The sequence below is a fragment of the Streptomyces sp. NBC_01304 genome, from assembly GCF_035975855.1.
Taxonomy (GTDB): Bacteria; Actinomycetota; Actinomycetes; order Streptomycetales; family Streptomycetaceae; genus Streptomyces.
In genome coordinates, this window is the sequence record NZ_CP109055.1 from 1 (window position 1) to 22,022 (window position 22,022).

Annotated in this window: 22 protein-coding genes; 11 read left to right on the plus strand and 11 right to left on the minus strand. The window is 66.5% G+C overall.

Annotation, left to right across the window (positions count from 1 at the left end; all coding sequences use genetic code 11):
• On the plus strand, positions 1-187 hold a 187-nt coding region (locus tag OG430_RS00005; protein ID WP_327350253.1), incomplete at its 5' end, for a hypothetical protein.
• Positions 188-407: 220 nt separating this feature from the next.
• On the opposite strand, the gene OG430_RS00010 is transcribed toward OG430_RS00005, so the two are convergent.
• The 4 genes from OG430_RS00010 to OG430_RS00025 all read right to left on the minus strand — a co-directional run bounded on the left by OG430_RS00010 (position 408) and on the right by OG430_RS00025 (position 7,524).
• Positions 408-1,628 carry a sigma-70 family RNA polymerase sigma factor gene (locus OG430_RS00010; protein WP_327350254.1) on the minus strand — a complete coding sequence of 407 codons (1,221 nt, stop codon included), beginning with the start codon at positions 1,626-1,628 and terminating at the stop codon, positions 408-410.
• Complete coding sequence (locus OG430_RS00015; protein ID WP_327350255.1) at positions 1,625-2,422, minus strand: hypothetical protein; 798 nt, start codon at positions 2,420-2,422, stop codon at positions 1,625-1,627. The genes OG430_RS00010 and OG430_RS00015 overlap by 4 nt, the downstream gene beginning before the upstream one ends.
• A 1,878-nt stretch (positions 2,423-4,300) precedes the next feature.
• Complete coding sequence (locus OG430_RS00020) at positions 4,301-6,703, minus strand: SsgA family sporulation/cell division regulator (protein ID WP_327350256.1); 2,403 nt, start codon at positions 6,701-6,703, stop codon at positions 4,301-4,303.
• Positions 6,700-7,524 carry a sigma-70 family RNA polymerase sigma factor gene (locus OG430_RS00025; protein WP_327350257.1) on the minus strand — a complete coding sequence of 275 codons (825 nt, stop codon included), beginning with the start codon at positions 7,522-7,524 and terminating at the stop codon, positions 6,700-6,702. The genes OG430_RS00020 and OG430_RS00025 overlap by 4 nt, the downstream gene beginning before the upstream one ends.
• Before the next feature lie 218 nt (positions 7,525-7,742).
• On the opposite strand from OG430_RS00025, the gene OG430_RS00030 reads away from it, so the two are divergent.
• Positions 7,743-7,931 (plus strand): hypothetical protein, encoded by a 189-nt coding sequence (locus tag OG430_RS00030; RefSeq protein ID WP_327350258.1) that lies wholly within the window; start codon positions 7,743-7,745, stop codon positions 7,929-7,931.
• A gap of 245 nt (positions 7,932-8,176) precedes the next feature.
• On the opposite strand, the gene OG430_RS00035 is transcribed toward OG430_RS00030, so the two are convergent.
• The 3 genes from OG430_RS00035 to OG430_RS00045 form a co-directional block, all read right to left on the minus strand.
• The gene (locus OG430_RS00035) at positions 8,177-8,983 is read right to left on the minus strand and encodes an SAVMC3_10250 family protein (protein ID WP_327350259.1); all 807 of its coding nucleotides are present in this window, start codon (positions 8,981-8,983) and stop codon (positions 8,177-8,179) included.
• Positions 8,984-9,022: 39 nt separating this feature from the next.
• Complete coding sequence (locus OG430_RS00040) at positions 9,023-10,135, minus strand: helix-turn-helix domain-containing protein (protein ID WP_327350260.1); 1,113 nt, start codon at positions 10,133-10,135, stop codon at positions 9,023-9,025.
• 198 nt (positions 10,136-10,333) lie between these two features.
• Entirely contained in the window at positions 10,334-10,546 is a 213-nt protein-coding gene (locus OG430_RS00045; protein WP_327350261.1) for a hypothetical protein, read from the minus strand.
• 464 nt (positions 10,547-11,010) lie between these two features.
• Between OG430_RS00045 and OG430_RS00050 the strand changes: the two genes are divergently transcribed.
• On the plus strand, positions 11,011-11,151 hold the full coding sequence (locus OG430_RS00050) for a hypothetical protein (protein WP_327350262.1): 141 nt from the start codon (positions 11,011-11,013) through the stop codon (positions 11,149-11,151).
• 146 nt (positions 11,152-11,297) lie between these two features.
• Here OG430_RS00050 and OG430_RS00055 read toward each other — a convergent pair whose 3' ends face one another.
• Positions 11,298-11,660, minus strand: coding sequence for a hypothetical protein (locus tag OG430_RS00055; RefSeq protein WP_327350263.1), 363 nt, complete (start codon positions 11,658-11,660; stop codon positions 11,298-11,300).
• An 89-nt stretch (positions 11,661-11,749) separates the two neighbouring features.
• On the opposite strand from OG430_RS00055, the gene OG430_RS00060 reads away from it, so the two are divergent.
• The 3 genes from OG430_RS00060 to OG430_RS49365 all read left to right on the plus strand — a co-directional run bounded on the left by OG430_RS00060 (position 11,750) and on the right by OG430_RS49365 (position 13,562).
• On the plus strand, positions 11,750-12,004 hold the full coding sequence (locus OG430_RS00060; RefSeq protein ID WP_327350264.1) for a helix-turn-helix domain-containing protein: 255 nt from the start codon (positions 11,750-11,752) through the stop codon (positions 12,002-12,004).
• Between the two features lie 254 nt (positions 12,005-12,258).
• A complete protein-coding gene (locus OG430_RS00065; protein ID WP_327350265.1) occupies positions 12,259-12,654 on the plus strand; it encodes a hypothetical protein in 396 nt (131 codons plus the stop codon).
• A gap of 65 nt (positions 12,655-12,719) precedes the next feature.
• Positions 12,720-13,562, plus strand: a complete 843-nt coding sequence (locus OG430_RS49365; protein WP_442816677.1) for an RNA polymerase sigma factor — start codon at positions 12,720-12,722, stop codon at positions 13,560-13,562.
• 121 nt (positions 13,563-13,683) lie between these two features.
• On the opposite strand, the gene OG430_RS00070 is transcribed toward OG430_RS49365, so the two are convergent.
• The gene (locus tag OG430_RS00070; protein ID WP_327350266.1) at positions 13,684-13,911 is read right to left on the minus strand and encodes a hypothetical protein; all 228 of its coding nucleotides are present in this window, start codon (positions 13,909-13,911) and stop codon (positions 13,684-13,686) included.
• Between the two features lie 192 nt (positions 13,912-14,103).
• On the opposite strand from OG430_RS00070, the gene OG430_RS00075 reads away from it, so the two are divergent.
• From OG430_RS00075 to OG430_RS00090, 4 genes are all read left to right on the plus strand, one after another.
• Positions 14,104-14,340 carry a hypothetical protein gene (locus OG430_RS00075; protein WP_327350267.1) on the plus strand — a complete coding sequence of 79 codons (237 nt, stop codon included), beginning with the start codon at positions 14,104-14,106 and terminating at the stop codon, positions 14,338-14,340.
• A gap of 67 nt (positions 14,341-14,407) precedes the next feature.
• Entirely contained in the window at positions 14,408-14,908 is a 501-nt protein-coding gene (locus OG430_RS00080) for an RNA polymerase sigma factor (RefSeq protein WP_327350268.1), read from the plus strand.
• Positions 14,905-15,528, plus strand: coding sequence for a hypothetical protein (locus OG430_RS00085; protein ID WP_327350269.1), 624 nt, complete (start codon positions 14,905-14,907; stop codon positions 15,526-15,528). Before OG430_RS00080 ends, OG430_RS00085 begins: the two co-directional genes overlap by 4 nt.
• A 193-nt stretch (positions 15,529-15,721) precedes the next feature.
• Positions 15,722-16,270 carry an AAA family ATPase gene (locus OG430_RS00090; RefSeq protein ID WP_442816678.1) on the plus strand — a complete coding sequence of 183 codons (549 nt, stop codon included), beginning with the start codon at positions 15,722-15,724 and terminating at the stop codon, positions 16,268-16,270.
• 112 nt (positions 16,271-16,382) lie between these two features.
• Here the strand turns inward: OG430_RS00090 and OG430_RS00095 are convergent, their stop codons facing one another.
• Positions 16,383-16,715: a hypothetical protein gene (locus OG430_RS00095; protein WP_327350271.1), complete on the minus strand. Its 333-nt coding sequence runs from the start codon at positions 16,713-16,715 to the stop codon at positions 16,383-16,385.
• 336 nt (positions 16,716-17,051) lie between these two features.
• A complete protein-coding gene (locus tag OG430_RS49370) occupies positions 17,052-17,447 on the minus strand; it encodes a DUF6207 family protein (RefSeq protein WP_442816419.1) in 396 nt (131 codons plus the stop codon).
• Positions 17,448-18,178: 731 nt separating this feature from the next.
• Between OG430_RS49370 and OG430_RS00100 the strand changes: the two genes are divergently transcribed.
• Positions 18,179-21,931: a LamG-like jellyroll fold domain-containing protein gene (locus tag OG430_RS00100; protein WP_327350272.1), complete on the plus strand. Its 3,753-nt coding sequence runs from the start codon at positions 18,179-18,181 to the stop codon at positions 21,929-21,931.
• Positions 21,932-22,022: the final 91 nt, after the last annotated feature.

Consider the following 22,022-nt stretch of genomic DNA (forward strand, 5'->3'; position numbering starts at 1 on the left):
TCTAAAGAAATTCCTGACGGAATTTCACGCCCGCGTGCATTCGCCTGACGGCGAATGCGTTGTGGTTTATGTCGGGCCGCTGACGCGGCCCTTGGTTTTGCGTGTTGATTTGCCTGACGGCAAATCAAGTGGGTTGTTTGTGGGGTGTGTTGATTCGCCTGGCGGCGAATCTGTGGGGGTGGGTTAGGCCGCTGGCGCGGCCTTTTCTGTTATGTTTCTTGCCTGACGGCAAGTCAGTTTTGTTTGTCTGGAGGCTTGTTTGATTTATCTGGCGATAAATCTCTCTATTTTTCTGTGTGTTGGCTCTTCTGGAATTCGTTGGGTTCTCTGTGGTGTGTGTCGGGTTTTGGGCATGAGAAGGCCCGTCGGCTGCCGATCTGACGATCGGGCCGGCGGGCCGGGGGTGTTCAGTGGATGAGGCCGATATCGGGTGCCGGTAGCAGCCGTTCCAGGGCGGTCATCATCCTCGTGAGCATGGGTGGGTTTGTGGAGCGGGGGCTGCGTGGGGGTGTCTCGGGGGTGCCGGGGTTCGAAGGGGAAGTGGTGCCCGGTTCGAGGTTCTGGGCGAGGGTTCGCAGAGCGCGCTGTTGGAGGGTTCTGAGGGCTGCCTCCGTGCGGTCCATGATGCGGGCCGCCTCGGCGGCGGAGAGGCCTTGGTGGAACCTCAGGACGATGCACTCGTACTGGGCGGGGGTGAGGGCGCTCAGGGCTTGGAGGACGGCGGTCGGGCGGGCCGGGGTGTCCTGGGTGGTGCTGGGCGGGGTGAGGGCGGTGTGCTGGCGGTTACGGCCGCCGTAGGGGGTGGTGCCCTGGTTGGTGAGCAGGGTACGGGCCATGGTGATCAGCCAGGCGTGGGGGTCTTGGTCTTGGCCGGTCTCGCGGGTGGTACGGGACACGGCCTGGCGGAAGGTCTCCCGGGTGAGGTGCTCGGTCGTGGTCGGGTTGCCGGTGTGGAAGTAGATGTAGTCGTAGACGAGTCCCGCGTAGCGCTCGTAGAGGTCGTGGAAGGGTTCGTGGCGGTGCGGGGCGGGGGTGGTGTCGGGAGTCTTGTGCTCCGTGATGTTCGTGGGCGGGGTGTGGGGCTCGGGCTGGTGCCCGGTGGTGAGTAGTTTGCGCAGCCGGCGTCGTCCGAGGGTGAGGTGGGCTCGGACGGTGCTGGGGGTGATGTCGAGGGCTGCGGCGAGGTCGTCGATGGTCCAGGTCTCGAGGTAGTACATGACCAGGGCGGTGCGTTGCATGTACGGCAGCTGCCGTAGGGCTCGCAGGAGCATGTCCTGCTGGTCGACGGTCTCGGTCTGGTCGGGTGCCTGGAGGTCTTGGGTGTCCTCCGGGTGTGCGGTGAGGGTGATGCGGGACCGCAGGCGGGTCTGGGAGTAGATGTTGCGGCGTGTGACGGTGGCGACGTAGGCGGTGGGGTTGTCCACCTCGTCCCAGCGGAGGTAGGTGGCGACGTAGGCGTCCTGGACCGCGTCGAGGGCCCAGTCGTGGCTCGCGGTGTAGGTGCATGCCTGGGCTACGAGCTGGGGGTAGGTACGGCTGTAGAACTCGGTGAAGGACGGCTTGCGCGGGGCGGACCCCGGGGGTGTGGGGTTCGGCCCGCGGCTGAGTGGTTCAGGGGGTGGGGTCATCGCAGTTCACGGTCCATGGCGACGGTGTGCGGGGTGCGGGGCGGCGCCTGGCCCTCGTCGGAGGGGTCCGGGGACAGCAGGCGGCTGCCCAGCGTGATGACGGCGACCGCGAGGGCCGCGCAGGCGATCTTGTCGCCGGGGGTCCAGCGCTGCCAGAACCAGACCGGGTCGGTCTTGCCGATGCGGACGCTGGTGAAGCGGCTGGTGATGAGCCAGCAGATCAGCGGGATCAGGACGAGGGTGACCGCGCTGGCGGTCATCGCGGGCGCGGAGTTCGGGAGGTTGCCTGTACTGGCCCACCACAGGGCGGCGGCCGCGACGTCGAGGGCCAGGCCGAGTCCGAGGAAGCCGCGTCGGCGTGGGGTGCGCCACCATGCCCACCACGGGTGGTTGCCTTCCAGGGTTTGGCGTACCTCGCTGGAGCGGGCCTGGACCCAGTCCCGGTCGGCTCCCTCGATACGGGCGCTCACCTTCTTCCTGGTGATCTCCACGTGCATCATGCGGGTCGTGTTGCGGGCCGTGATCGTCAGGTCGGACAGCTCGATGGCCGTGTCGCCGGGGACCGACCCGGTGATCCCGGGGTCGTTCAGGAGCTCGGCGAGCGTCCCCCCGGTCGTGGTGACGCACGGGTTGTGGTCCGTGCGTCGGTCGCGCGGGATGGGGTAGCGGGTGGTCAGTTCGATTTCGTCGGGGGCGAAGTGCCGTGTGACCCGGCGGATCAGCTCATCTGCGATCTTTCGGGTCACTCGGCAGGGCCTCAGCTGCGGTTCCTCGGAGAACGGCAGGATCGTCATGATCGTCCTGATGTCGTGGACCGACTGAGGAGTCTCCGGGGAGTTCCAAGTCGGTTGATTTATATGGGATATGACGTCCCGCCGCGCGCTCCGGCCAGAGACTCGAGGGTCCGCCACGGAACAGGATGGCCCCAACTGGCCCCGCCCGTCCACCAATCCCGTGTTTATCGGCGCATCGGCGGTTCCCGGCCCGTCTGATTTCTGTTGACGATGCGTCAACAGCGGGCGGGTCCGGGGGGACGAGGGTGCGGCGCGTGTGGCGTCGCCGAACCCGGAGGATCAAGATCACAACGCTGCGCGGGCGCATACATGTATGCGCCATGGGGTCTCCGGAGTGCCGAAAGCAAGTTCGTTGCCGGCATAACGGTTGGCGTCGGCCGGTGCGATGATCCTGTGCACTCCGGCGCAGTCCGTCCCGGCCGTGCAGAAGTGGGCTCCTTTTGGAATGGCCCAGTACGGAGACATGAGGTATGAGTCATCAGATCCCTCCGCCTCAACGGCATTCGAGAGCAGCGAATAGAGGGAAGGACCGTCGATGGGATCCACGCCGAAGGCGCTGCACTAGATGAGTTCAACAAGATGCTTCAGTACCACGAACATTCTCCGCCAAGGGTGCACGGTGGAGCACCCTCTCTATTTCATTTCCCTATACATGAATCATCTTTGAGGTCGTTCAACGGGAAGGACGTCATCCTTGGGAAGCGGCGTTCGATGCTCCACTGGTTTTTCTTGGCTGGATGGCCTGCCAAACGGGAACCGGCATCATCTCTCAACAGCCGGATAAAATTGCCATGTTGCGCGCTGACCGAGTTGGCCGCGTGTGGAGGAGGGCAGCAGCTTCCGCGATGGTGCTGGTTCCTCTTCGGTTCTAAAGGCTAGGAGTTGCCGAGCATCGGTTGATAGGCGGGGCGCAGAGCTGCTTCGGAGCGAGCAGCCGGCCGGGGTGCCCGTGCTGCTTCAGTACCCCACAGGCCCCACGGGTGCCGTCTTGTGTTGCAGCACCTCGTCCAGTCCGTCGATGACAGTGACCAGTGGACGAACTCCTTGTCCGGGGCACTGCGAGCTGCTGCACGAACCGGATGCTGCCGCCTGGAGGTCCTTGGCAGGGGCCAGTCGTCCTCTGCCAGGACACGCATGCCTATCTCTAGCAATCGGCTGACGCGTTGAGCAGTCGATCCGCCAGGGGCACGCGGTCATCTGGCTTCCTGGTCAACAGCAGTCGAGCATCGAGAGCAGGTGTGCTGGTATCCCTTCCAGCGGTTGCCAGGGCCGACCGTCTGCGCTCGTGATCTGCGCTGCCTCTAGCAGTCGACCAGGACAGGCCTGTTGGCCGGCGTACAGCAGTGACGTGTTCGTGTCTTCCAGGTGCAGGCGCACTGGCCACTCAGGGGGACGTGGATTGCGGTGCTCGGACCGATACGTCCTGGGCAACTGTGCTTCCTGCAGGCAGCGGCGGCCAGTCTTGGGGACACCAAGGGGCACCAGGGGCAGGCATGGAACAGGCGGGAGCTCAAAGCTCCCGCCTGGCTGGTCTGTCCCTGAGTCTCTTGGCCGGAGCGCGGAGACAGACCATCTATCCCAACCGCGATGCCAGGCACCGCGATGCAACCAGCCTCAGCCGGTCCACGTAGTAAAGAGTGCCACGCAACCCCAAATGCTGAACACCGATAGAGGATTTCTTCGGCACCGTCCCCCGTGCCAGAGGCGCGCTGCAACGATCCGGACACAGCCGTTCTTCGATCGCACCTGCGTGCCCAACAGGCTCAGCTCATCCCAGATCCCTCGAGCCTGGTGAGTCCAGCCGGTGTATTGGCACATGGCCCGTCAGGGACATCCAATCGGCCGGCCCTGGCGTCCTGGTGGCTACACCGCTACCTGCTAGAGAGGGTCACAGCCGCTGTGATGCTCATGCTCTGCGCTCCTGACTGACTGCTCCAGCTCCGCACAGCAACCCTGATGAGGCCGTTCACGCACAACTGGTGGCCTGGGATCGTCCACAGCCTCTGACCTTTCACCGACGGTGAAACCTTCACCTGGATCGCCCGTGAGGATGCGAGCACCTTGTGTGCCGGCAGACGTGGCACGGTGCAGTAGTTCGTTGGCAGCAATGTCCAGTGCCACCTGCATGTGGGAATGCTCGCTGCCGTAGCCGATGAGTGCTTGCGTGCGGTCCAGGAACTGACGGAGGTCGGCCTGCCGCATCTGCAGTACGGCCTCTCCTTGGGGCACGCTCAGTGCGATGTTCACCCAATGCCCTTCCTGGCTGCCCGCTGGTTCGTCTGCCCTCCATACCTGTACGTCTCCCGATCCAGCGACGCCGTTCATTCCCTCAACGAGCAGGTCACGGGCAAAGGTCCAGGGAACCTGGTGTCCTGCCGGCTGCTCGAAGACGGCATGCACCGCGTACGGGTCATCGCTGCGATAGGTGAAGGTTGCGGGAACGGGAATCGGTTCTGGTGGGGCCAGCAGAAGCAGGCAGCTGGCTGCCCGCACCATGGTCACCCCCTGAGCCGTCTCAAGATGGCACGACGATTCCGCAAGCAGCCACGGGGATGCTGTACCACCGGCCGCGGCAAGAGGTTCACGTTCCCGCATGACCCGCAGGGACGCTGCCGCTTGTCCATGTGGAGTTCTGGCTGGCGCAGGCAATGCCAGCGGCGTCGACCAAGCAATCGTGACGAGGTCCCACACCGACGTGTCCGATGGATACGCGGGTCGGGCACGTGTGCCGGCAAGAAGCTTGCTCAGTCTTTCCAGCCAGTGATGAGGCCCGCAGTCATTGGGCAATGGTCCTGCGCAGGCCAGTGCAAGAGCCATGGCCGATCGCTGATCCGGTGCGTCCCGCAAGTCGTTCCACCATGTCTGCTCCGGCAGGCATCCATGCTGATTTGTGGGCGCCAACGGATGGATCGAGTGCGCTGTCACATGGTCCCGATCGCGTGATGCAGCAGTGGTTCTCCACGCTTCGTGCGCTGCCAGGAACATGCTTGCGGTCCTGCCCCGACCGCTCCAACAGTCTGGGATGACGTATCCGCGATTGTCCTTGGCTCGGTCGTTGCCCCAGGGAGACAGGGCAAAGGCAGACACGTACTGGCGGTGCCAGACGGTTTCGGTGTCGAGGTCTGTCCGCAGCCAGTAGCGGTTGCCGTCGCTCGTCTGGGACGAAGCACTCTTGCACCACACGTAGTTCGTGCCTGGAGTGAGGCGATTGGCCGGCTCAACACTGTCGCGTGTGCGGTGGCCACCCACAGGAGTGAAACGGCCTGCCAGCCGGTACCACCAGTGCTGCGCCCTCTGTGTCTGCCCGTACCAATCCGCAGCAATACCTGCGTATGCAGCCCGCTCCCCGTCCAGGCGCCACAGATACGCTCCGCCTCGCTGCAGCCAACCGTCAAGGAAACCAACGGGATCGCTCCAGTAATGCCCCTGGATGTACAGGGACGTTGCGGCAGGCTGACTGCCAAGGAATGAACGCGCAGTCACATGGGCACCAAAGGGCCGCTCCCCCACCAGGGAACCGGAGCAGGCCAGTGCAAGTTTCACCCCCATGCCAAAGCGTCCAATACTGCTTTCCCCGACCCGGTCCGTCCCCGGCTGCCCAGTCTTCGACGGCTCCACCGGGCAGACAAACGGAACAGCCCCAAATCCTCTGGCCCACCCCATCGTGGTCAACTCTCGCCGCAGGCGCGTCAGGAACGGCTCGCAGTCAGTTCGGACCGAATCCACCAGGCCAGCCAGAAGCGACATTGCCGCCATGCGACGTGACTCCTGCACCCCGCCTCGGAGCACAAAACAGAGTTGCCGGTTCAACCCGAATTTCTCTGACACCCCTTCGGGCAAGAATGGTGTTCCCCAATTAAATTCGTCAGTAATTCGGGCATGGAATGTCTCCAGCCCCAATACCAGAAAGCGATAACGGGGAACATCATGTGGTGACCTGATGCCGCTTTGCGGACCACGGGCCGTCCAGGTCCCGTGGTCGATGCCCATCGGGGCTGACCGGGGTGTCACAGGGCGCGGGACTGCATCCGGCGCCGGGGCACTCGGTGCGGCCTGCCCGGCGGCCCTCTGCGCACGCAGGACCTCGGCGGCATCCGTCACGGGGGCACTGCGGTCGGAAAGCCGGGCGGCCAGCTCCTCGCGCATGGCCTCGGGTGTGTGACTGCGCACCGCCCGCACCCTGGGGGCTCCCAGGGTGGAGGAGTCCAGCAGGGCGTCGAACTCCTCGAGGCTCTTCTCAACACGGTTGAGATCCATGGCTCCACCTGTCGTGGTGGTCATCGTGCTCCCCCTTCGGTGTTCTGCGCGCGGGCCTTGGTGCGCACCCGGGTGAGACGGCCTTCCAGGGCCTTGGCCGTCAGCCCCGCACGCTCGGCGGCCTCTTCCTGCGTACAGCCGGCCGCCCGCCAGGCCAGCGCGGCGCGCAGCTCCGGGGTGGTCACCAGCGGCAGGATGCGGTCGAGTTCGTCGTGGATGACGGCGGTGTGGCAGGGGTCCGGGGCGCGCTGGTCCGGGATGGCGAGCACCGGGTCGTCGTCGAGTCCGGTGTAGGCCCGTCTGCCCTGGGAGGCTGCGCGGTCCATGCTCCAGGCCCCGTAGACCTTGCGGAAGGCGAAGATGCAGGCGCGGACGTAATAGGTCTTCAGTGCGGCGCCTTTGGCCGGGTTCCAGCGGCTGCGCGCAAGGGCGTTGCCGCGGAAGGTGTCCATGCCGTCCAGGACGGAGTCGGTGACCACCTCGTAGCGGTCTTCCCAGGTCCAGGGAATGATCAGCCCGGCGGGGATGGGGCAGCCGGCCAGGCGGGCCTGGCGGAAGATCTCTTCGTTGGCAGTCCAGTTGAGCAGGACGGGCCAGGCGTACTCCATCAGCTGGCCGGCGAACCGGTTGAACAAGGGCCCGGTGAAGTCCTGTACGCGCAGGATCTCCACCACCTCGGCGTCCCGGGCGCGGCGCTCAGCCCGCTCCGGCCTGCTCTCCTCGGCTGCGTGCGGCGCCAACAGCGCCTCGAAGCGGTCGAGTTCGCCCTCCAGGGCGTGGAGCTCGGCGTCGTCGGTGGTGGGAGTGCCGCTATGGCGGGCAGTCCCCGCTGCCTCGTCACACATATGCACTCCTTCGCGTAGCGGCCGGCTCGTTGGTTGCCTGAGGGTGCCTCACATCAGTACGTCATAGGGCCGTCACACGGTTCTCCCCTCGCCTCTTCCGGCACTTTCTGCTGTGGCATGGATCACGCGAGGGGATCTCGAGGTCGATCGCCTACAGCATCTGCAACCGGACCGGCAGCCACTGCGCTGTTGGTCGTGCTTCTCCCCACGGAGCTGATGTGGCCCACAACGACCGCGATCCCCTGCTCGGCCAGCGCGCCGCGCTCATCCTGCTGCTCGGCATCCTGACCGCGGCCACCGCCGGGGTACTGACCGTCCTGGGCGGCGCCGCCCCCGCCCAGGGGGCGCTCGCCTCAGGCGCGGCCTTCGCCGCCTCGGTGCTGTTCTTCCACAAGATCATCAGCTGAGCGGGCGCCACACCGGTGGGCACGGGCGCCTGTGGGCAGGGCCATCACGCCTTGGCCCACGTCCGTCACATGTGTTGGCGGGCCCGGGGCCTCTGCCGGTCCCATGGGGCAAGTGTCCAGCCCACGTCATCGTCAAGGCTCTCCCGCCCTCGACCGCGCGCAGATTCGCAGAAGCTCTCTGGACACACTGGTCAGCCGCACCGCCGCCCGTGAACTCCTCGAGCGCCCTGTTGCCCGGCCCCAGGTCAGCGTCGTGGTCGCCACCAGCGCCGGTGGCGCGCAGTCTCTCCGGCGTGAGGTGTCGACGTGACTGGCGGAGCCGGCTGCACCCCAACCTCCATGTACAAGGGAGTTGCCACGATCATCCGGTGCTGCAGCCGCTGCGGCGGGAAGTTGCACAACACGCGGGCATGCCCGCGCAGGTACCCAGGAGTCCGGTAGAAGCGAGAGATCATGGAGAAGGCGGACCTGGCCGCGAACTCCTGGTCACTCAGCCCGGTAGAGGCCAATGCCTCAGGAGTCGTCGTGTCTCCACGGGCCTCTCGCTGGACCAGGTCGGCTGCCATGGCGTGCAGCCAATCCGAGCCGGATCCCATCCTCGTCGGCGGATGATCACGGTGAGCCCGTACATGCTGCTTCGAACCGCACAGCAGCAGCTCGATGTTGGGGCAGAACTCACCATCGCGGTGCGGGCAGCAGCCCTCTTCCAATGAGGCATAGGCGAAGACGCCTCGGTCATGGAATCCGACATCGCTGACTGCGGCGCCGTAGCGGAACGGGCCACGGAACTCCAACCAGGCATCGACTCCAAGATGCCCGCACGCCGCGGGCTCCCATGAGCGCGCCCAGCACTGTTTCTCCAGATGCTCCAGGACGCGCTCCAGACGCTCGGCAGGTGTTCGCTCCCCGACCCCGCCCTCCCCCACAGCGACGCGACCGCCAGAACCCAACACACTGGCTTCGGCCTCAACGGCTCGATCCGTGAGCCTCCTTCGCGGCCGCTCGTAGAAGTCATCGAGCTTGGCTATGGACAGATACTGCAGCTCCCGCATGTCACCCCGCCTCCTTTCAGGTGCTGTGCCCCGTCGGCATCAGGCCGACCGACGAAGGCGGACGATCAGCCACTCCCGGCCAGGCGGGCCGCCGCTTAGCACCTCGACATGCCTCAGTAGATCCCCGATCTGGGCGGCTTTCGCCTCCTCATGCTCCCGAAGCTCGATCACCTCCTTCTGCCAGCCGATCCGGGTGGAGTCCAGCTCTTCCTCCATCAACTTGATCTGCTGGGTCAGCCTGGCCTGCTGCGCCTCCTCCTCTTGCAGCCGCAGGCGCAGCTGCTCGAAGGTACTGCCCGTCTTTTCCACTGCCTGCGCGTGCAGCCTGTAGATCTCCACGTGCCGTGCCCTCTCGACTGCCGGGGAGTCAGAAGTGATCCTCCGAATGAGTGCGCTGATCACTTCCGGAGAGGGGATCCGCTCCCCGCTCAGGTGCCTTGAGAGAGCGGAGGGGCTCATGCAGACGGAGCGGGAGAGCTCACGGAGACTCAGTCCCGATGAGGAGCACACATCACGGAGCGCCTCGGCGAGCTTCCGCCGTTCCGGTGCGAGGCGGCCGTCCAGGGGCCGCCAAGGGCGGCCGCGTTCTTCCCTCTGCTGCTTGCCGAGTTGGGGCTGGGGTTGGGTCGTTGCGTACGCAGTGGTTCGCTCTCGCGTGGCGCTCAGCTTCGACGGCGTTCGCCGTGCAGCGAGAGCCTGCCGAGTGCTGTTCCACTGCGTCAGTACCAGCTCTGGCTCCATGGCAAGCGGGCGCCCGCTCCGATGTACCAGGTGAAGGAATTGGGAGACCAGGGCGGTGACCACCCGATTGCTTGGCACGGTTGATCGGCTCGGGCTCAGTGCGTCGGCCAGAGTACTCACGGCCAATCCGGTCCGCCTGCTCAACTGCTTGAACGAGGGCTCGCCCGCCCACGTCCGCATGTCGCGCAGTAGCTCGACGAACTCACCGGGGGTCGCTGCCGTGCCGGGGTCGGGAGGTGTTGTCGACCGGATGGGCAGGGCGCTCAGGCCATCCAAGGGGCCCGGCCGTTGAGCGATCAGCCACTGTTCCGACCAGTACTGGGTGTTGCCGCCGCAGGCCCTCGCATAGGCGAGCACGACCGGCAGCTTCGGCAGCACGTTGCCGCTGGCGGCTTTCGAGAAGGTCGTCACCGAGTAGTCCCCCACCCGCGCCACCATCGACTCGTACGTGGGGTTCCCCGCGCTCCTGCGAAGACCACGCAGCTGGTGGGCAAGCCCGGCATACGGGGCTTGCGGGTCGATGTCTTTCTCCAACCGCGGCATCGCTGCTCCTCAACGGCCAACGGGGCGGTGCCGTCGAACGGCACCGCCAAGGGGTTGAGGAACTCGTCAGCGTGCGCGGGTCAGTTCGCGCGAAGCAGCGCCCACTGCCAGGAGCGCCGCAATAGCGGCGGACACGTCGTACCCCAGGGAGACCAGCACGATCACCAGGGTGCCGACGGGCAGGAGTGCGGGGACGGCGAAGCGCCGGCCGCTGGGCAGGCCGATACAGAAGGCGCCCTCGGGCACCGGCGCATTCTGAACAGGGATGTATCGGGTCATGGTCAAATTCCTTGGTCCGGACGGTCGTTGACGGTACGTCATGGGTTGCCGCCCCTGACGTGTACTCACCGTGACATGAACCGCCGCCCGGCACAGGAGCTTCCAGGGCACTCGTTTTCCGGATACGTACCGGCCTTGAAGTCGGCTCTGAGGTGCCCCAACCGCCTACCGGCTGGGGAAAATGCCCGCCGACTCCCTCCGATTCGGATGCGCGCAGCCCCAGGTGCAGGTCAGACGCCACTTTGTTTCGTTTCATCCGAATGGTTTGTCCGCCATCCCGCAACGCCAAAGGCCCATGGATGCTAGGGCACACAGTTCCCGAGCCATGTCTTCGGGGCGGTGGCCCTGTCCTGGTCCGGACGGTCAGCCACATGCTGCGGGTTCGTCCGTTGCCGCGGGCGCTCCCACCTCCTGTGCAAGGCGCCAATGCCCTTGCACAGGAGAACGCAGCGGCGGCAGCCACCGTGAGCGCAGGTCAGACCACAGGTGAACCCGTCACGCCCGCGCCCGTCTCGGCAAGCTACGTGGAGCACGCCGAGTCTGACGAGCAGGTCCTCGGGGATTCCACCGACGCGGGCACCTTCTACGACCCGGACCGCCCATAAGCAAGTCGGGCCCTCATTGCGCCCATCAGGTGCAGGCGTTCCAGGACCTCGAAACCGATCGGCACGCCGGCCATGAAGGCCGGACCGCACGACCGTCAGGGGGCAGCGGAAGTCGGAGCTCACCGACACACCGTTCGCCACCTCCCCTACATCAGGCTCGGGCCAGGGGGCGTGTAGGTGATGCCGACATCTCCGGCGGAGGTCGCCGCGAGGGCAACGACCTTCCAAATCCCGGCGGGAACGCCAGCCCTGGGACCGTCGCAGGCGTCGTTGAGTAGATCCACGGTCAATGGCACGGACTTACCGTCCGGGTCCTGGGCCGAGAACTTGACCTCCTGCGCTGTCCACGGATTCGCCTGGACAGAGGCGAACCTCACCAAGGCGTGCCACACCGCGAAGTCCAGGCCGTTCTGGGTGAGGGTCAAAGTGCCCGGCCGAAGGTGAACACCGACATCGACTTGGGTGTCCTCCTGCACGATGACGGGCTCGCCGGTGGCGCTCAAGTCCACGTCTGCTCTCCAAGGGGAAAAGAGTGGGAACTCAGCTGCTCAGCATGGCAGGTGAACTCTCATCGGAAGAGGGCGTCCAACAATCGATCATGCAAGGCACCCACGAGGGCCTAGCAGCCGCGCGAGCCCGCGGTGAGCGGATCGGCCGGCCACCCGCCATGACGGAGGAACAGATCCGTCACGCCCGCGGCCTGCTGACCGACCCGGAGAACACCATCACTTCGATTGCGAAGTTGCTGGGCGTCTCACGTACGACGCTGTACAAGTACGTTCCGGAACTCGCGGTCGGGCGTGACTCGCTCATTCCAAGTGCCCGGCCGGCGGCGCTGCCCGCTGTCGAGTAATTCGGGCTGGCCCGCCTGAGCGTGCGTTACGAAACCTGTGCTTCCCTCCTTAGTCCTTGCAGTCCAAGAAGGTGCAGGTGGAGGCGGGGCGTCACTCGGGGCGCGCTTCATGGCAGACTCGTCCTCGCGCGGGTATACCTGTGCACCCCTGCTGCTCCTGCTTCCCCCTCCGGGAGGCGGGGGCTTTTTTGTTTGCCCGTCGTCTCCAAGCCTCGGTCTGCTGACCGGGGCTTTTCGCGTCTCGGAGGTCGTTCGTGTATGTGCTGTCTGCCGGTCTCTTCTCCGGCTCGCTGATCTACGTGGTGTGCGTCATCGCGCTCGTGGTCGTCCTGGCTGCCCTCGTGGCCTGGGTCATCCGAGCGGTGCTCGACAAGACGCAAGCGGAGGACGTGCCGGATGTCCTGGTCGGGCTGAGCCAGGTGATCGGTGCGTTGTCCTGCTTCCTGCCGTGGGGCAAGTGGCGCAACACCGCTGGCGAGGCAGTCCCGGCTGGAGAACCGGCGCAGCCCTCAGGGGCTGGCGCCGTCGCGCCGCAGCCCTCGACAATCAACCTCACCGCCGGACAAGTCGCCGTGGTCCGCGAGGCCTTGACGGAGCTGCGCCCCGACACCGTGCAGTTGCCGATGGCTGGGGAGAGGGGGCAGCAGTGAGGCGGCAGCACACCTTCCGTGATCCCACGGCGAACCGCAGCACTTCCTCGATCCAGATCGAGGAAGTGCTGCGCAGGCTCACGCCCCGCGAGGCCTCGGCTTTCCGCATGGTCTTCCAGGGGCACCCTGTGGCGACGGTCGCCTCCGAGATGGGGATCTCGGAGCAGGGTGTACAGGGGCTGCTTCATAGGGCCAGGAACAAGCTGCGGCATTCAGACGTCCTCGATGTGGTTGACGAGTTCCGTGCAGCGGACGCAGGGCGGGCGCGGCAGGAAGTCCCGCCCCTGACCAGGCACTGCGCCCAGTGCCAAGCTCAATTCGAGTTGCATCAACCATCTCCCGGGCAGATGCACGGGGGCAGACCGCGCCTCTTCTGCTCGAACGCCTGCCGTCAGACGGCCTATCGGAACCGCAAGGCCGCGGCCGAAGCAACACCACAGCCGGACAGCACCAGCCCGCCGGTCCCGTCGCGGCCACAACGGGTGAGGACTCGTCTGTCCGTCTGCCACTCAAGCACCGGAGGCGACCTCGGCGACGATTGCTTGTTGTTCCCCGGACATGAGGGCCTACACCGCACCCTTGTCGACCTAGACACCACGCCTCGGTGGGCCTCGTGGCAGGCGGCCCCGCCGGCGCACGATTCGAACCTTTGGGAGGCGCCCACCGCATGCAAGTTCCAGCCGGTGTGCACGGCTGCACCGCAACTGACGCTGTGGTGCCTGCTGCCTGAAGGCCACACAGGCGTACACGCGTTCTCCGAACCACCTCAGTGGATGTCCGGACCAACTCGGTGGAGGTACGCGCCCAAGCGATCGATGCTCTCCCGCAGCGTCATAAGTGCGCTGCGCGTGAGGATCTCCCCCGGAGGAGCCGGCAGTACGGACTCCGGCATACCGGTGACGTGCTGACATGGGAGAACGCCCAACTAGGCCGTCGCGGCTACGGATACCATGTGATCGATGTCGATCTGATGCCCCGGATTGCCGGTGATCGTCTGGTCGTCGTAGTACGACACCCACTCCCCCTCGGTCACCGCGCAGCCCTCGCCCGGGTGACCTCCGTGGTGGCCTCCGCAATCAGGATCTCCTCGACCACCGGCAGCAGGGCGACGGCCTTCTGCAGCGACGTCTTCAACGGCACCGGCCCCGCCGGGACATCCGCAGACACCGCGGGCGCGGCTGCGAAGGAGAGGAACAGGGCGCACGGCAGGGCGACGAGAGCCCATGAGCGGCGGCTGCGGATACGGCTGGTGATCATCTGTCCTCTGTACCCGTGAAGACAGCAGGCGTGCGATCAATGACCCGCCGCCCAGCGTTTGTTCACTCGGACAGCACGGCACAAGGTGGCCGGGATTCCGATGCGAGGAACCGATGTCACATCTGCGGTGGTGTTCTGCACTAGGGGGTGTACGCGGCGCGCAGGGTGTCGCCGAGCAGAACGGAGGCCGGCATGGACCCGGTGTTGATCGCCTTGATGGGGGCGCTCGCGGTGTGGCTCCTGCGGGTGGTCCATGCATGGATCACCGGCCGCGCCCAGATCAAGGTGGCTGAGGCCGGCCAGCAGGGGCTGAGCGAGCGGACCCGGTCGCTCCCGCCCGGCAGCCGTCTGCGCGAGCGCAACTCCGGCTGGCGAGTCGACATCGAGGTAGGGACGCCCAAGGCCCAGCGTGGCGGCGACCATGGCTGAACTGCCCGCCTCGCCAAGGCCGCCCCTGCCGGCAGCGGTGCGAGGGAGCGACAGCCGACCACGCCGCATGCCTGCGGCACCGGTGGTGGACGAGTTCGCCAAGCTGTACAAGCAGGAGATGCCGTTCCTGACCCGGTTCCTCATGCGCCTGGGTGCGTCCCCTTATGAAGCGGCGGATGCCGCGCACGAGGCCTTCATCGCGGCGTTGCCGGACAAGTGGGAGAGCCTGGAGTTTCCGCGGGCCTGGCTGCGGACCACGGCCCATCGCTGCTATCTGAAGCAGAACGACCGCAGGACTAGACCCGTTGATCCCGTGCCCGACCGGCCGGGTGGCACCTGCCCCGTCGCCACAGTGACCCTCAAGGAAGGCAACCAGCGTGTCCTGGACGCCCTGGCCCAGCTCCCGCCGACGCAACAACAGGTCATGGCCTGGGCCCAGGACGGTTTCACCTACGAAGAGACCAGCAAGGCGCTTGAGATGACCGTCGCAGCCGTGCGGCAGAACCACTGCCGGGCCCGCACCCGGCTCAAGCAGATCCTGGGCCTGCAGACGGGAGGCACACAATGACCGACACTCACGCCCGCAACCCGTCGGAGCCTGGCGACGAGATGCTCGACCAACTGCTCACCGACGCCGACCAGGACATGCTGACCTCGTTGAGCGGAGCCTTGCATCGCGAAGCTGGCCTTTCCAACCTGAGCGTGCTGCGTCTGCGGTCCCCCTTGACGGCCACTATCAACCTCAAGCCGGCCGCCCGTTCCCAGCGCCAGGACGACAACGGCCAGGTCCAGTACGCCCTCGAGATGCTGCAGCAGCTGCTCAAGGATCTGAGGCAGTCACGACGCCAGCTCATCGACTCGGAGATCCGAGTCACCAGCCCTGAGCGCCAGGCGGCAGGTCAATTCACGCGAGCAAGCCATCTGATCCGCCAGCTCGAAGAGGTCGTGCGAAACCGGACTCTCACAAGGGATACCGCCGAAGCCACCCTGCGCGAGGTCCGATCGCTCCAGGCGCGGGCATTCCGAACGCTGCGCGACGGGTCGAACCAACCCGGCGCCACCACTGGACTCCTTCTGGTCTTGGGCAACATGAACTCGATGGATCAGCACCTGCGCCACTGCGCCGGAGCTCTGCAAGAGCTGCTCAGCGACGAGAACCAAGACCTGGGCCTGCCTCTGCTCTCCTGAAGCGCAGGCACCACCCGAAGTGCACCACCGTCAGGGCTGGCCTCATCGGGCCAGCCCTGACTCATGCTCCTCTACCGCAGGAGGAAGACCCCACCCAGGCGACCCCCGACAGCCGGGAGAGGCGCGGCTCCATGAGCACCGGCGACTCGTAGGACGACAACGCCTCCGCCAACCTGACCTGGTGGATAGCCTCATGCCGGTGACGACGCTCTCCTCCCCCTCCGATACGACGCTGATCGTGCTGCGCGGCAATAGCGCGAGCGGCAAGAGCTCTGTGGCCGCCGAGCTGCGCAATCGGTACGGACGCGGCATCGCCCTGGTCGGCCAGGACAACCTGCGCCGCGTCGTACTGCGCGAGCGGGACGTCGTCGGCGGCGCCAACATCGGCCTGATCGACCTCACCGTCCGTCATGCGATGGAGCACGGCTTCCACACGGTGCTCGAAGGGCTCCTGTACGTCGCGCACTACGGCGAGATGCTCGCCGGACTGCTCGCCGACTACCGGGGCCGCGCCCACTGTTACTACCTCGATGTGCCGTACGAGGAGACCCTCGCGCGGCACGCGACCAAGCCGATCGCGGACGAAGTCAGCCCGGAGGTCCTGGCCGAGTGGTACCGGCCCCTGGACCTGTTGCCCGGCGGCGTGGAGACCGTGATCCCGGCCGCCAGCACCCTGCAGGAGACCGCAGACCGGGTGATGCGGGAGTCCGGCCTGGCCGCGCTCGCGAACACCACCGCATAGCGCCGCCCGTCCACGACACAGAAGCCCGGGAGCACAGAGGGTCGACCCTGTGCGAGGCAGGGCCAGGCGGCGCGGCTGCCGTCGCTGCGCCGCCCTCGGCTCGGGCTATGAGTCACGCCCGGGAGGCAGGCGGCTGAGTGCCGCCTCCCGGAGACGGTCCCGCTGCCTCCGGCCCATATGTCTGCAGAGCTTCCAGGGCGGCCCGTCGGATCTCAGGGGGCGTACCGGGGGCGGCTGCCAGGTCCGTGAGCCGATGCCGGTCGACACGCCGCTGTTCGGCGTCGGCTCTCGCGGTCTGCTCCTGGCGGTTGGCCCTGCGCTCTTGGGCAATGCCCCGGTAGACCTTGAGGGCCACACCGACCACCGCGAGAAGCAGCACGACCCAGGCCGCGGCGGGCGGAAGTTTCAGAAGGTCCGGCGTCAGTCCGGCCGCTGCGGTCACCATCGGCGACTCGCAGGGAATCGCAACGACCGGGGCGTCCCTGCTAGTTCAGCGGGAGAAGGGCCTCTGACCTGGGGATACGGCGGGAATGGCGGGCTGTTTTTGGCAAGGCTGGGGTAGAGCCGATGGAAGTCATCGGGTGGGGCTGAAGAGCCCCATCAATTTCCTTCTCTTTTTCATTCCCCAGTTTCCCTCTGCCAGTTGCGGTAGCCGTCCGCAGGTGGTTCTGCACGTACAGAACGGCAACAGGATACCGGTAGCAGGCCAACTGCACCACAGACAACGAAAGTTGTACCTCACGTGGCAGGACTTCTCGTCAGTCCATCCAACCCCGGGCCTTCACTCCCCTGCTCGTCTCGCCGTGCCTGCTGCTCCAGGTCTGCAGGACCGCCTCGGCGACCCTCGATGGCGGTCCGCCAGCCGGTCGCTGCCGAGCTCTTTGCCGCGAACAAGGGCTTGGGTGCAGGCACTCACTCGCGGGGCCGCACGCGGTCGACTCGCCTGGTCTATACAGGTGTCGGTGCTCAGCTCCGGAACCTGTGGCGCAGCGGGCTCGGTGTGGGCGTACATCCAGGTGTGTACTCGCTCCTCGCCGGGAATCGGGCGCGACGGGAGTGGCCCGGAGATGTTGTGGCAGGCAGTGAGCGCGTGCGCGATGGCGAGCACGGTCTCCTCATCGGCGCCCTCGACGGTGATCCGGGTCAGGCCGGGCTGCTCAAGATGAAGGTGGGACATGCCGTCGAGGACGGCGCTGCGCCGGCCCACGGTTCGCCGAGTACCGGGGTGTCACCCTTTCGAGACCCGCTCACCGTCCTGGCCGTACCTGGTGGATGTGGAGTTCGCGGCCATTACGGTGGCCGCCGCACGGGGGCAGCATCCTTGATCACACTTTCTATTGCCGCCCTTTGAGGGTGTGTTGGTCATGATTCCCAGGCGAATTCTGGGCGCCTGCATGCCCCCTGCGGCGCAGCAGCGAGTCTTCGACTGCAGACAGTCACCGTCAGCGGATGAAGGGTAAGCGCTTGGCGTGTTCTATGCGCTCCCGCGCTCCTCGACCAGCGGGCAGCACCGCCGGCAACTGTGCTGAAGCTACTGCATGTTTGCTGGATGACAGCTCGCATGGGGGTGCGCAGGCGCCCCCGGAGGCCTCCTGGCTGTCTGGCTCATTTGTCTTGCGCGTTGAACACCGTATGTAGCCAGGCTGCCGGTTGATGAGGGGTGCACAGGCCGGGCATCTCCGGGCGTTTTCGCAGCTCAGAGGCATGCCATCTTGCGATGGTGTGATGTGGCCCACATTGACTTGGGGAACTGATGGGACGTTAACTCCACTTCGCTCGTGAACTTTTGGTGACGCTGGGGTGGGGACTGTGGTGTTGGGGCGAAGTTTTCGTCATGCCCGTGTGCGAAGAGACCGTGCGAGACGCACGGTTGGATGGGTGGCTGCCGTCGGGGCGTTGCTTTCGGTAATGCCTGTCGCGTCATTCGCTACGGCTCCGGCGGCTGAGGCAGCGGTGCAGGCCGGGGGCCTCACGGAGCAGAGCGCCTCGCAGCGGGCGGCGGCAAGCGGGGAGCCGGTGGAGGTGACCGCGGCGCGTACCGAGTACACGACCACGCTGGCCAATCCGGACGGTACGTTCACGCTGACGCAGGCGACGCAGCCTCAGCGGGCCCGGGCCAAGGACGGCTCGTGGCGGGATGTCGACATCACGCTGGAGAAGCGTGCGGACGGACGGATTGCCCCGAAGGCCGCGGTCGTGGACCTGTCGTTCTCCGCCGGCGGTAGCGGGGCGGGCATGCTGAGCCTGTCCAGGGGCGACCGGCAGTTGAAGCTGGGCTGGCCGGGCGCCTTGCCGGAGCCGACCCTGGACGGTGCGGCGGCGACGTACGCCAATGTGCCGGTCAAGGGGGTCGATCTGCAGCTGACCGCGACGGCCGAGGGCTACCGCGAGGTGCTGGTGGTCAAGTCGGCTGAGGCAGCGGCCAGTTCGGAGCTGGAGAAGATCCGGCTCACCGCTGCGGGCGAGGGCCTGAGTGTGGTGCCGGGTGAGGGCGGCGGCCTGCGCGCGGTGGATGCGGACGGCAATGCCGTCTTCCGCGGGCCGGCCGGGCAGATGTGGGACTCCGCCGTCCCCACCCCGGCGCCGCAGAGCAGGACCACCAGCAACGTCAAGGCCTTGCCCGAGCAGACAGATGATCCGGCTCAGCCCGACGAGGGCAACGTCACCGCCGAGTTGCCCGTAGCCGTCGGGGACGGTGCGGTGTCGGTGCAGCCGGACCTGGATCTCCTGCGGGGCAAGGACACGGTCTATCCGGTGTTCATCGACCCGTCGGTGGGGCTGGGGCTTTCGGAGTGGACGAAGCTGTCCTCGGACGGGGACAAGTTCTACAAGTTCACCGAGCCCAAGGGCGTGGGGTATTGCGGATACGCCGACGGCTACGCCTGCCCGCGCGACGGCAACGGCGCCTACAAGGACCGCATGTACTTCGAGTTCGGTCCGGGGGCCCTGTCGGGCAAGTACGTGCTGGATGCCACGTTCCGCGCGTATGAGACGTGGTCGTGGAACTGCGATCCGCACTGGGTGGACCTGGAGCGCACCGACAACTTCGGTGAAGGCACTCGCTGGCCGGGCCCGAAGATGTTGGACCAGATGGGCGACCGCTACGTGTCGGCAGGCCGCGCCGACCTGTGCAGCCCCTCGCAGCCCAATTCGTGGATCGAATTCAACGACAACCCCGATGAGGCCGACGAGAACCTGGTCTCCACGGTCAGGGCCTTCGCGGCGGGCAAGTTCGACCGGCTGACCCTCATGCTGAAGGCGAAGGACGAGGGCGACCCGCGGGCCTGGAAGCGCTTCGACAACAACGCGGAGCTGAAGGTCAACTACGTGCACAAGCCGGGTGTGCCGACCTCGGTGGGTGCCATCAACGGCACCGGCAACGAGGCCGGACCCTGCCAGAAATCGCCGACAAGTCCGCAGACGGTCACGGTGCTCACGCCGACCGTCCAGGCCCGGGTGCAGACCTTGGTGGAGCAGCACCAGGGCGAGGAGGAGGGCTCGCTGCAGGCCGAGTTCTACATGGAGCGCTCCAGCGACGACACGTCCAAGGGCACCTGGTCACAGGTGTGGAGCGACTACAAGCCGGAGGCAGGCTGGGACCCGGACGGCACGCTGGAAACGGCGATCACCACCAAGCGGGCCGAGGGGGGGTTGTACCGCTTCCGGGCACGCACCCAGTCACACTGGGTCTATGGCGGTAAGTCGGGCGACCTGTTCTCGCCCTACTCCTCCTGGTGCTACCTGCGCGTCGATACCAAGTCGACGCTGGAGCCCACGATCACCACGGGCGGCCCCTACACCACCTGCGTCACCAACGACTGCGCGCCGAACGGCACTCCGGGCACACCGGGCATCTTCACCTTCAAGCCCAACGCTGCGGACAAGGACGTCAAGGCCTACCAATGGCGCTTGCTGACCAGTGACGCAAAGGCCACCAAAACGGTCAAGCCCACGGTCACCAACGGACCGTGGACCGAAAGCGCCGTCATCCCAGCGCTGTCCGGCACCCAGACCCTCGAGGTCAAGTCGAGCGACCTGGTACTCGACAAGGAGGGCCGCGTCCGCTGGGGACCGGCCGCCCTCTTCACGTTCAAGGTCGGCCTCGATCAGGGGCCGACCGGGCGGTGGCGTTTCGATGACGGCAAGCCCGGCAATGCGGTGACAGTGGCGAAGGACACCGGCGAAGTCGGCACCCGCCACGACGTGACGATCCACGACGAGGCCGCCACCGGCTGGTCCACGCTCGGGCGGCGCGGCGCAGGGGACTACTCCCTGCGCCTGAACGACAACCTCACCGACGCTGCGAAGCAGGTCGGCCATGCCACGACCAGTGCGCCCGCGGTCAACACCGGGGACTCGTTCACGGTATCGGCCTGGGCCTATCTGACGGACGACACCAAGAATCACGTGGTGCTGGCCCAGCCCGGCAAGGACGCGAACGCGTTCACCCTGTACTACTCGGCCGCCTACAAGAAGTGGGTGTTCAACCGGACTGACAGGGATCTGAAGAGCCCGGTGTACATCCGGTCGATGGCGGACGCGGAGAACCCGCCGCTGCGGGTGTGGACGCACCTGGCCGCGGTGTACAAGACCGAGGGCGAGGACGGTCAGCCGGACACCGACCCGGCCAACGACACCATCCAGCTGTTCGTCAACGGCCGCCCGCAGGGCGAACCGGTCCTGCTGGCCAAAGCCGCAGCCACCTACGAGCCGTGGACTGCTACGGCTGGCCTGCAGTTCGGCCGGTCGGTCAAGGACGGCACCGGCTCGGAGTACTTCCTGGGGCGCCTGGACGAGGTCGCGGTGTGGCAGGAGGCGCACAAGACAGAGCAGATCCGCCTCGAGTCGCGGCTGGAGAAAGACGGTGTGCCCGCCAACGAGCTGGTCGCCCACTGGGACGCAGCAAACGCGACCGGGACCTCGATGCCCGAGAGCAAGGAAGACCCCGACGACCCGAACAGCAAAAGCTTCCCCTACCAGCGCGGCGGCATGACCCTTTCCGCCTCGGGAGCAGCCCTGAACGGGGATGACAACACCACAGCTCTCGTCCTCAACGGCACCTCCGGCACTGCCACCACCACCGGACCGGTGGTCGACGAGACCGGCTCGTTCACCGTGTCCGCGCAGGTGCGGTTGAAAAAGACGCTGCTGGCGGCCAAGCCGGTGGGCTACCGCGGGCTGGTGGCCAGCCAGGCCACCCCCGCAGGCAAGGAATCCTCCTGGGCGCTGTGGGTGGAAAAGGTCGACACCGATGTCTACCAGTGGAAGTTCGGGCGTACGGCGGTCGATGCCAGCGGCAAGGTCGTCGACACCGCGCTCGCCCCAGCCGAGGACAAGGTGGGCCCCAAGGAATTCGATACCTGGGTCAACGTGACGGGTGTCTTCGACGCGACCAAGGATTTCACCGCCGAAGACGGCAGCCAGGAGTTCGGTGTAGCCCAGCTGTACGTCGGCCCGGCGCCTCAGCAGGGCAGCGAGGACGGCAAGGATCCCTTCTTGGTGGGCGTCCAGCAGGGCGCGGGCATCCTCGCAGCCGGCAGCGGCTCAGTCGGCGGTAAGACAGGCAACTACCTGGCCGGAGACCTGGCCAAGGTCCGCCTATGGACCGGTGCTATGACCGGCAACCAGGTCACAAGCCAGATCGCCGCACCGTCCCAGTAGCCGGCCTCCACGATCCCTCCGCCGGCAGGCGGCTCTCCAAAGCAACCTTCGACAGCGTGCGGCCACCCGACAGCCGGGTGGCCGCACGCGA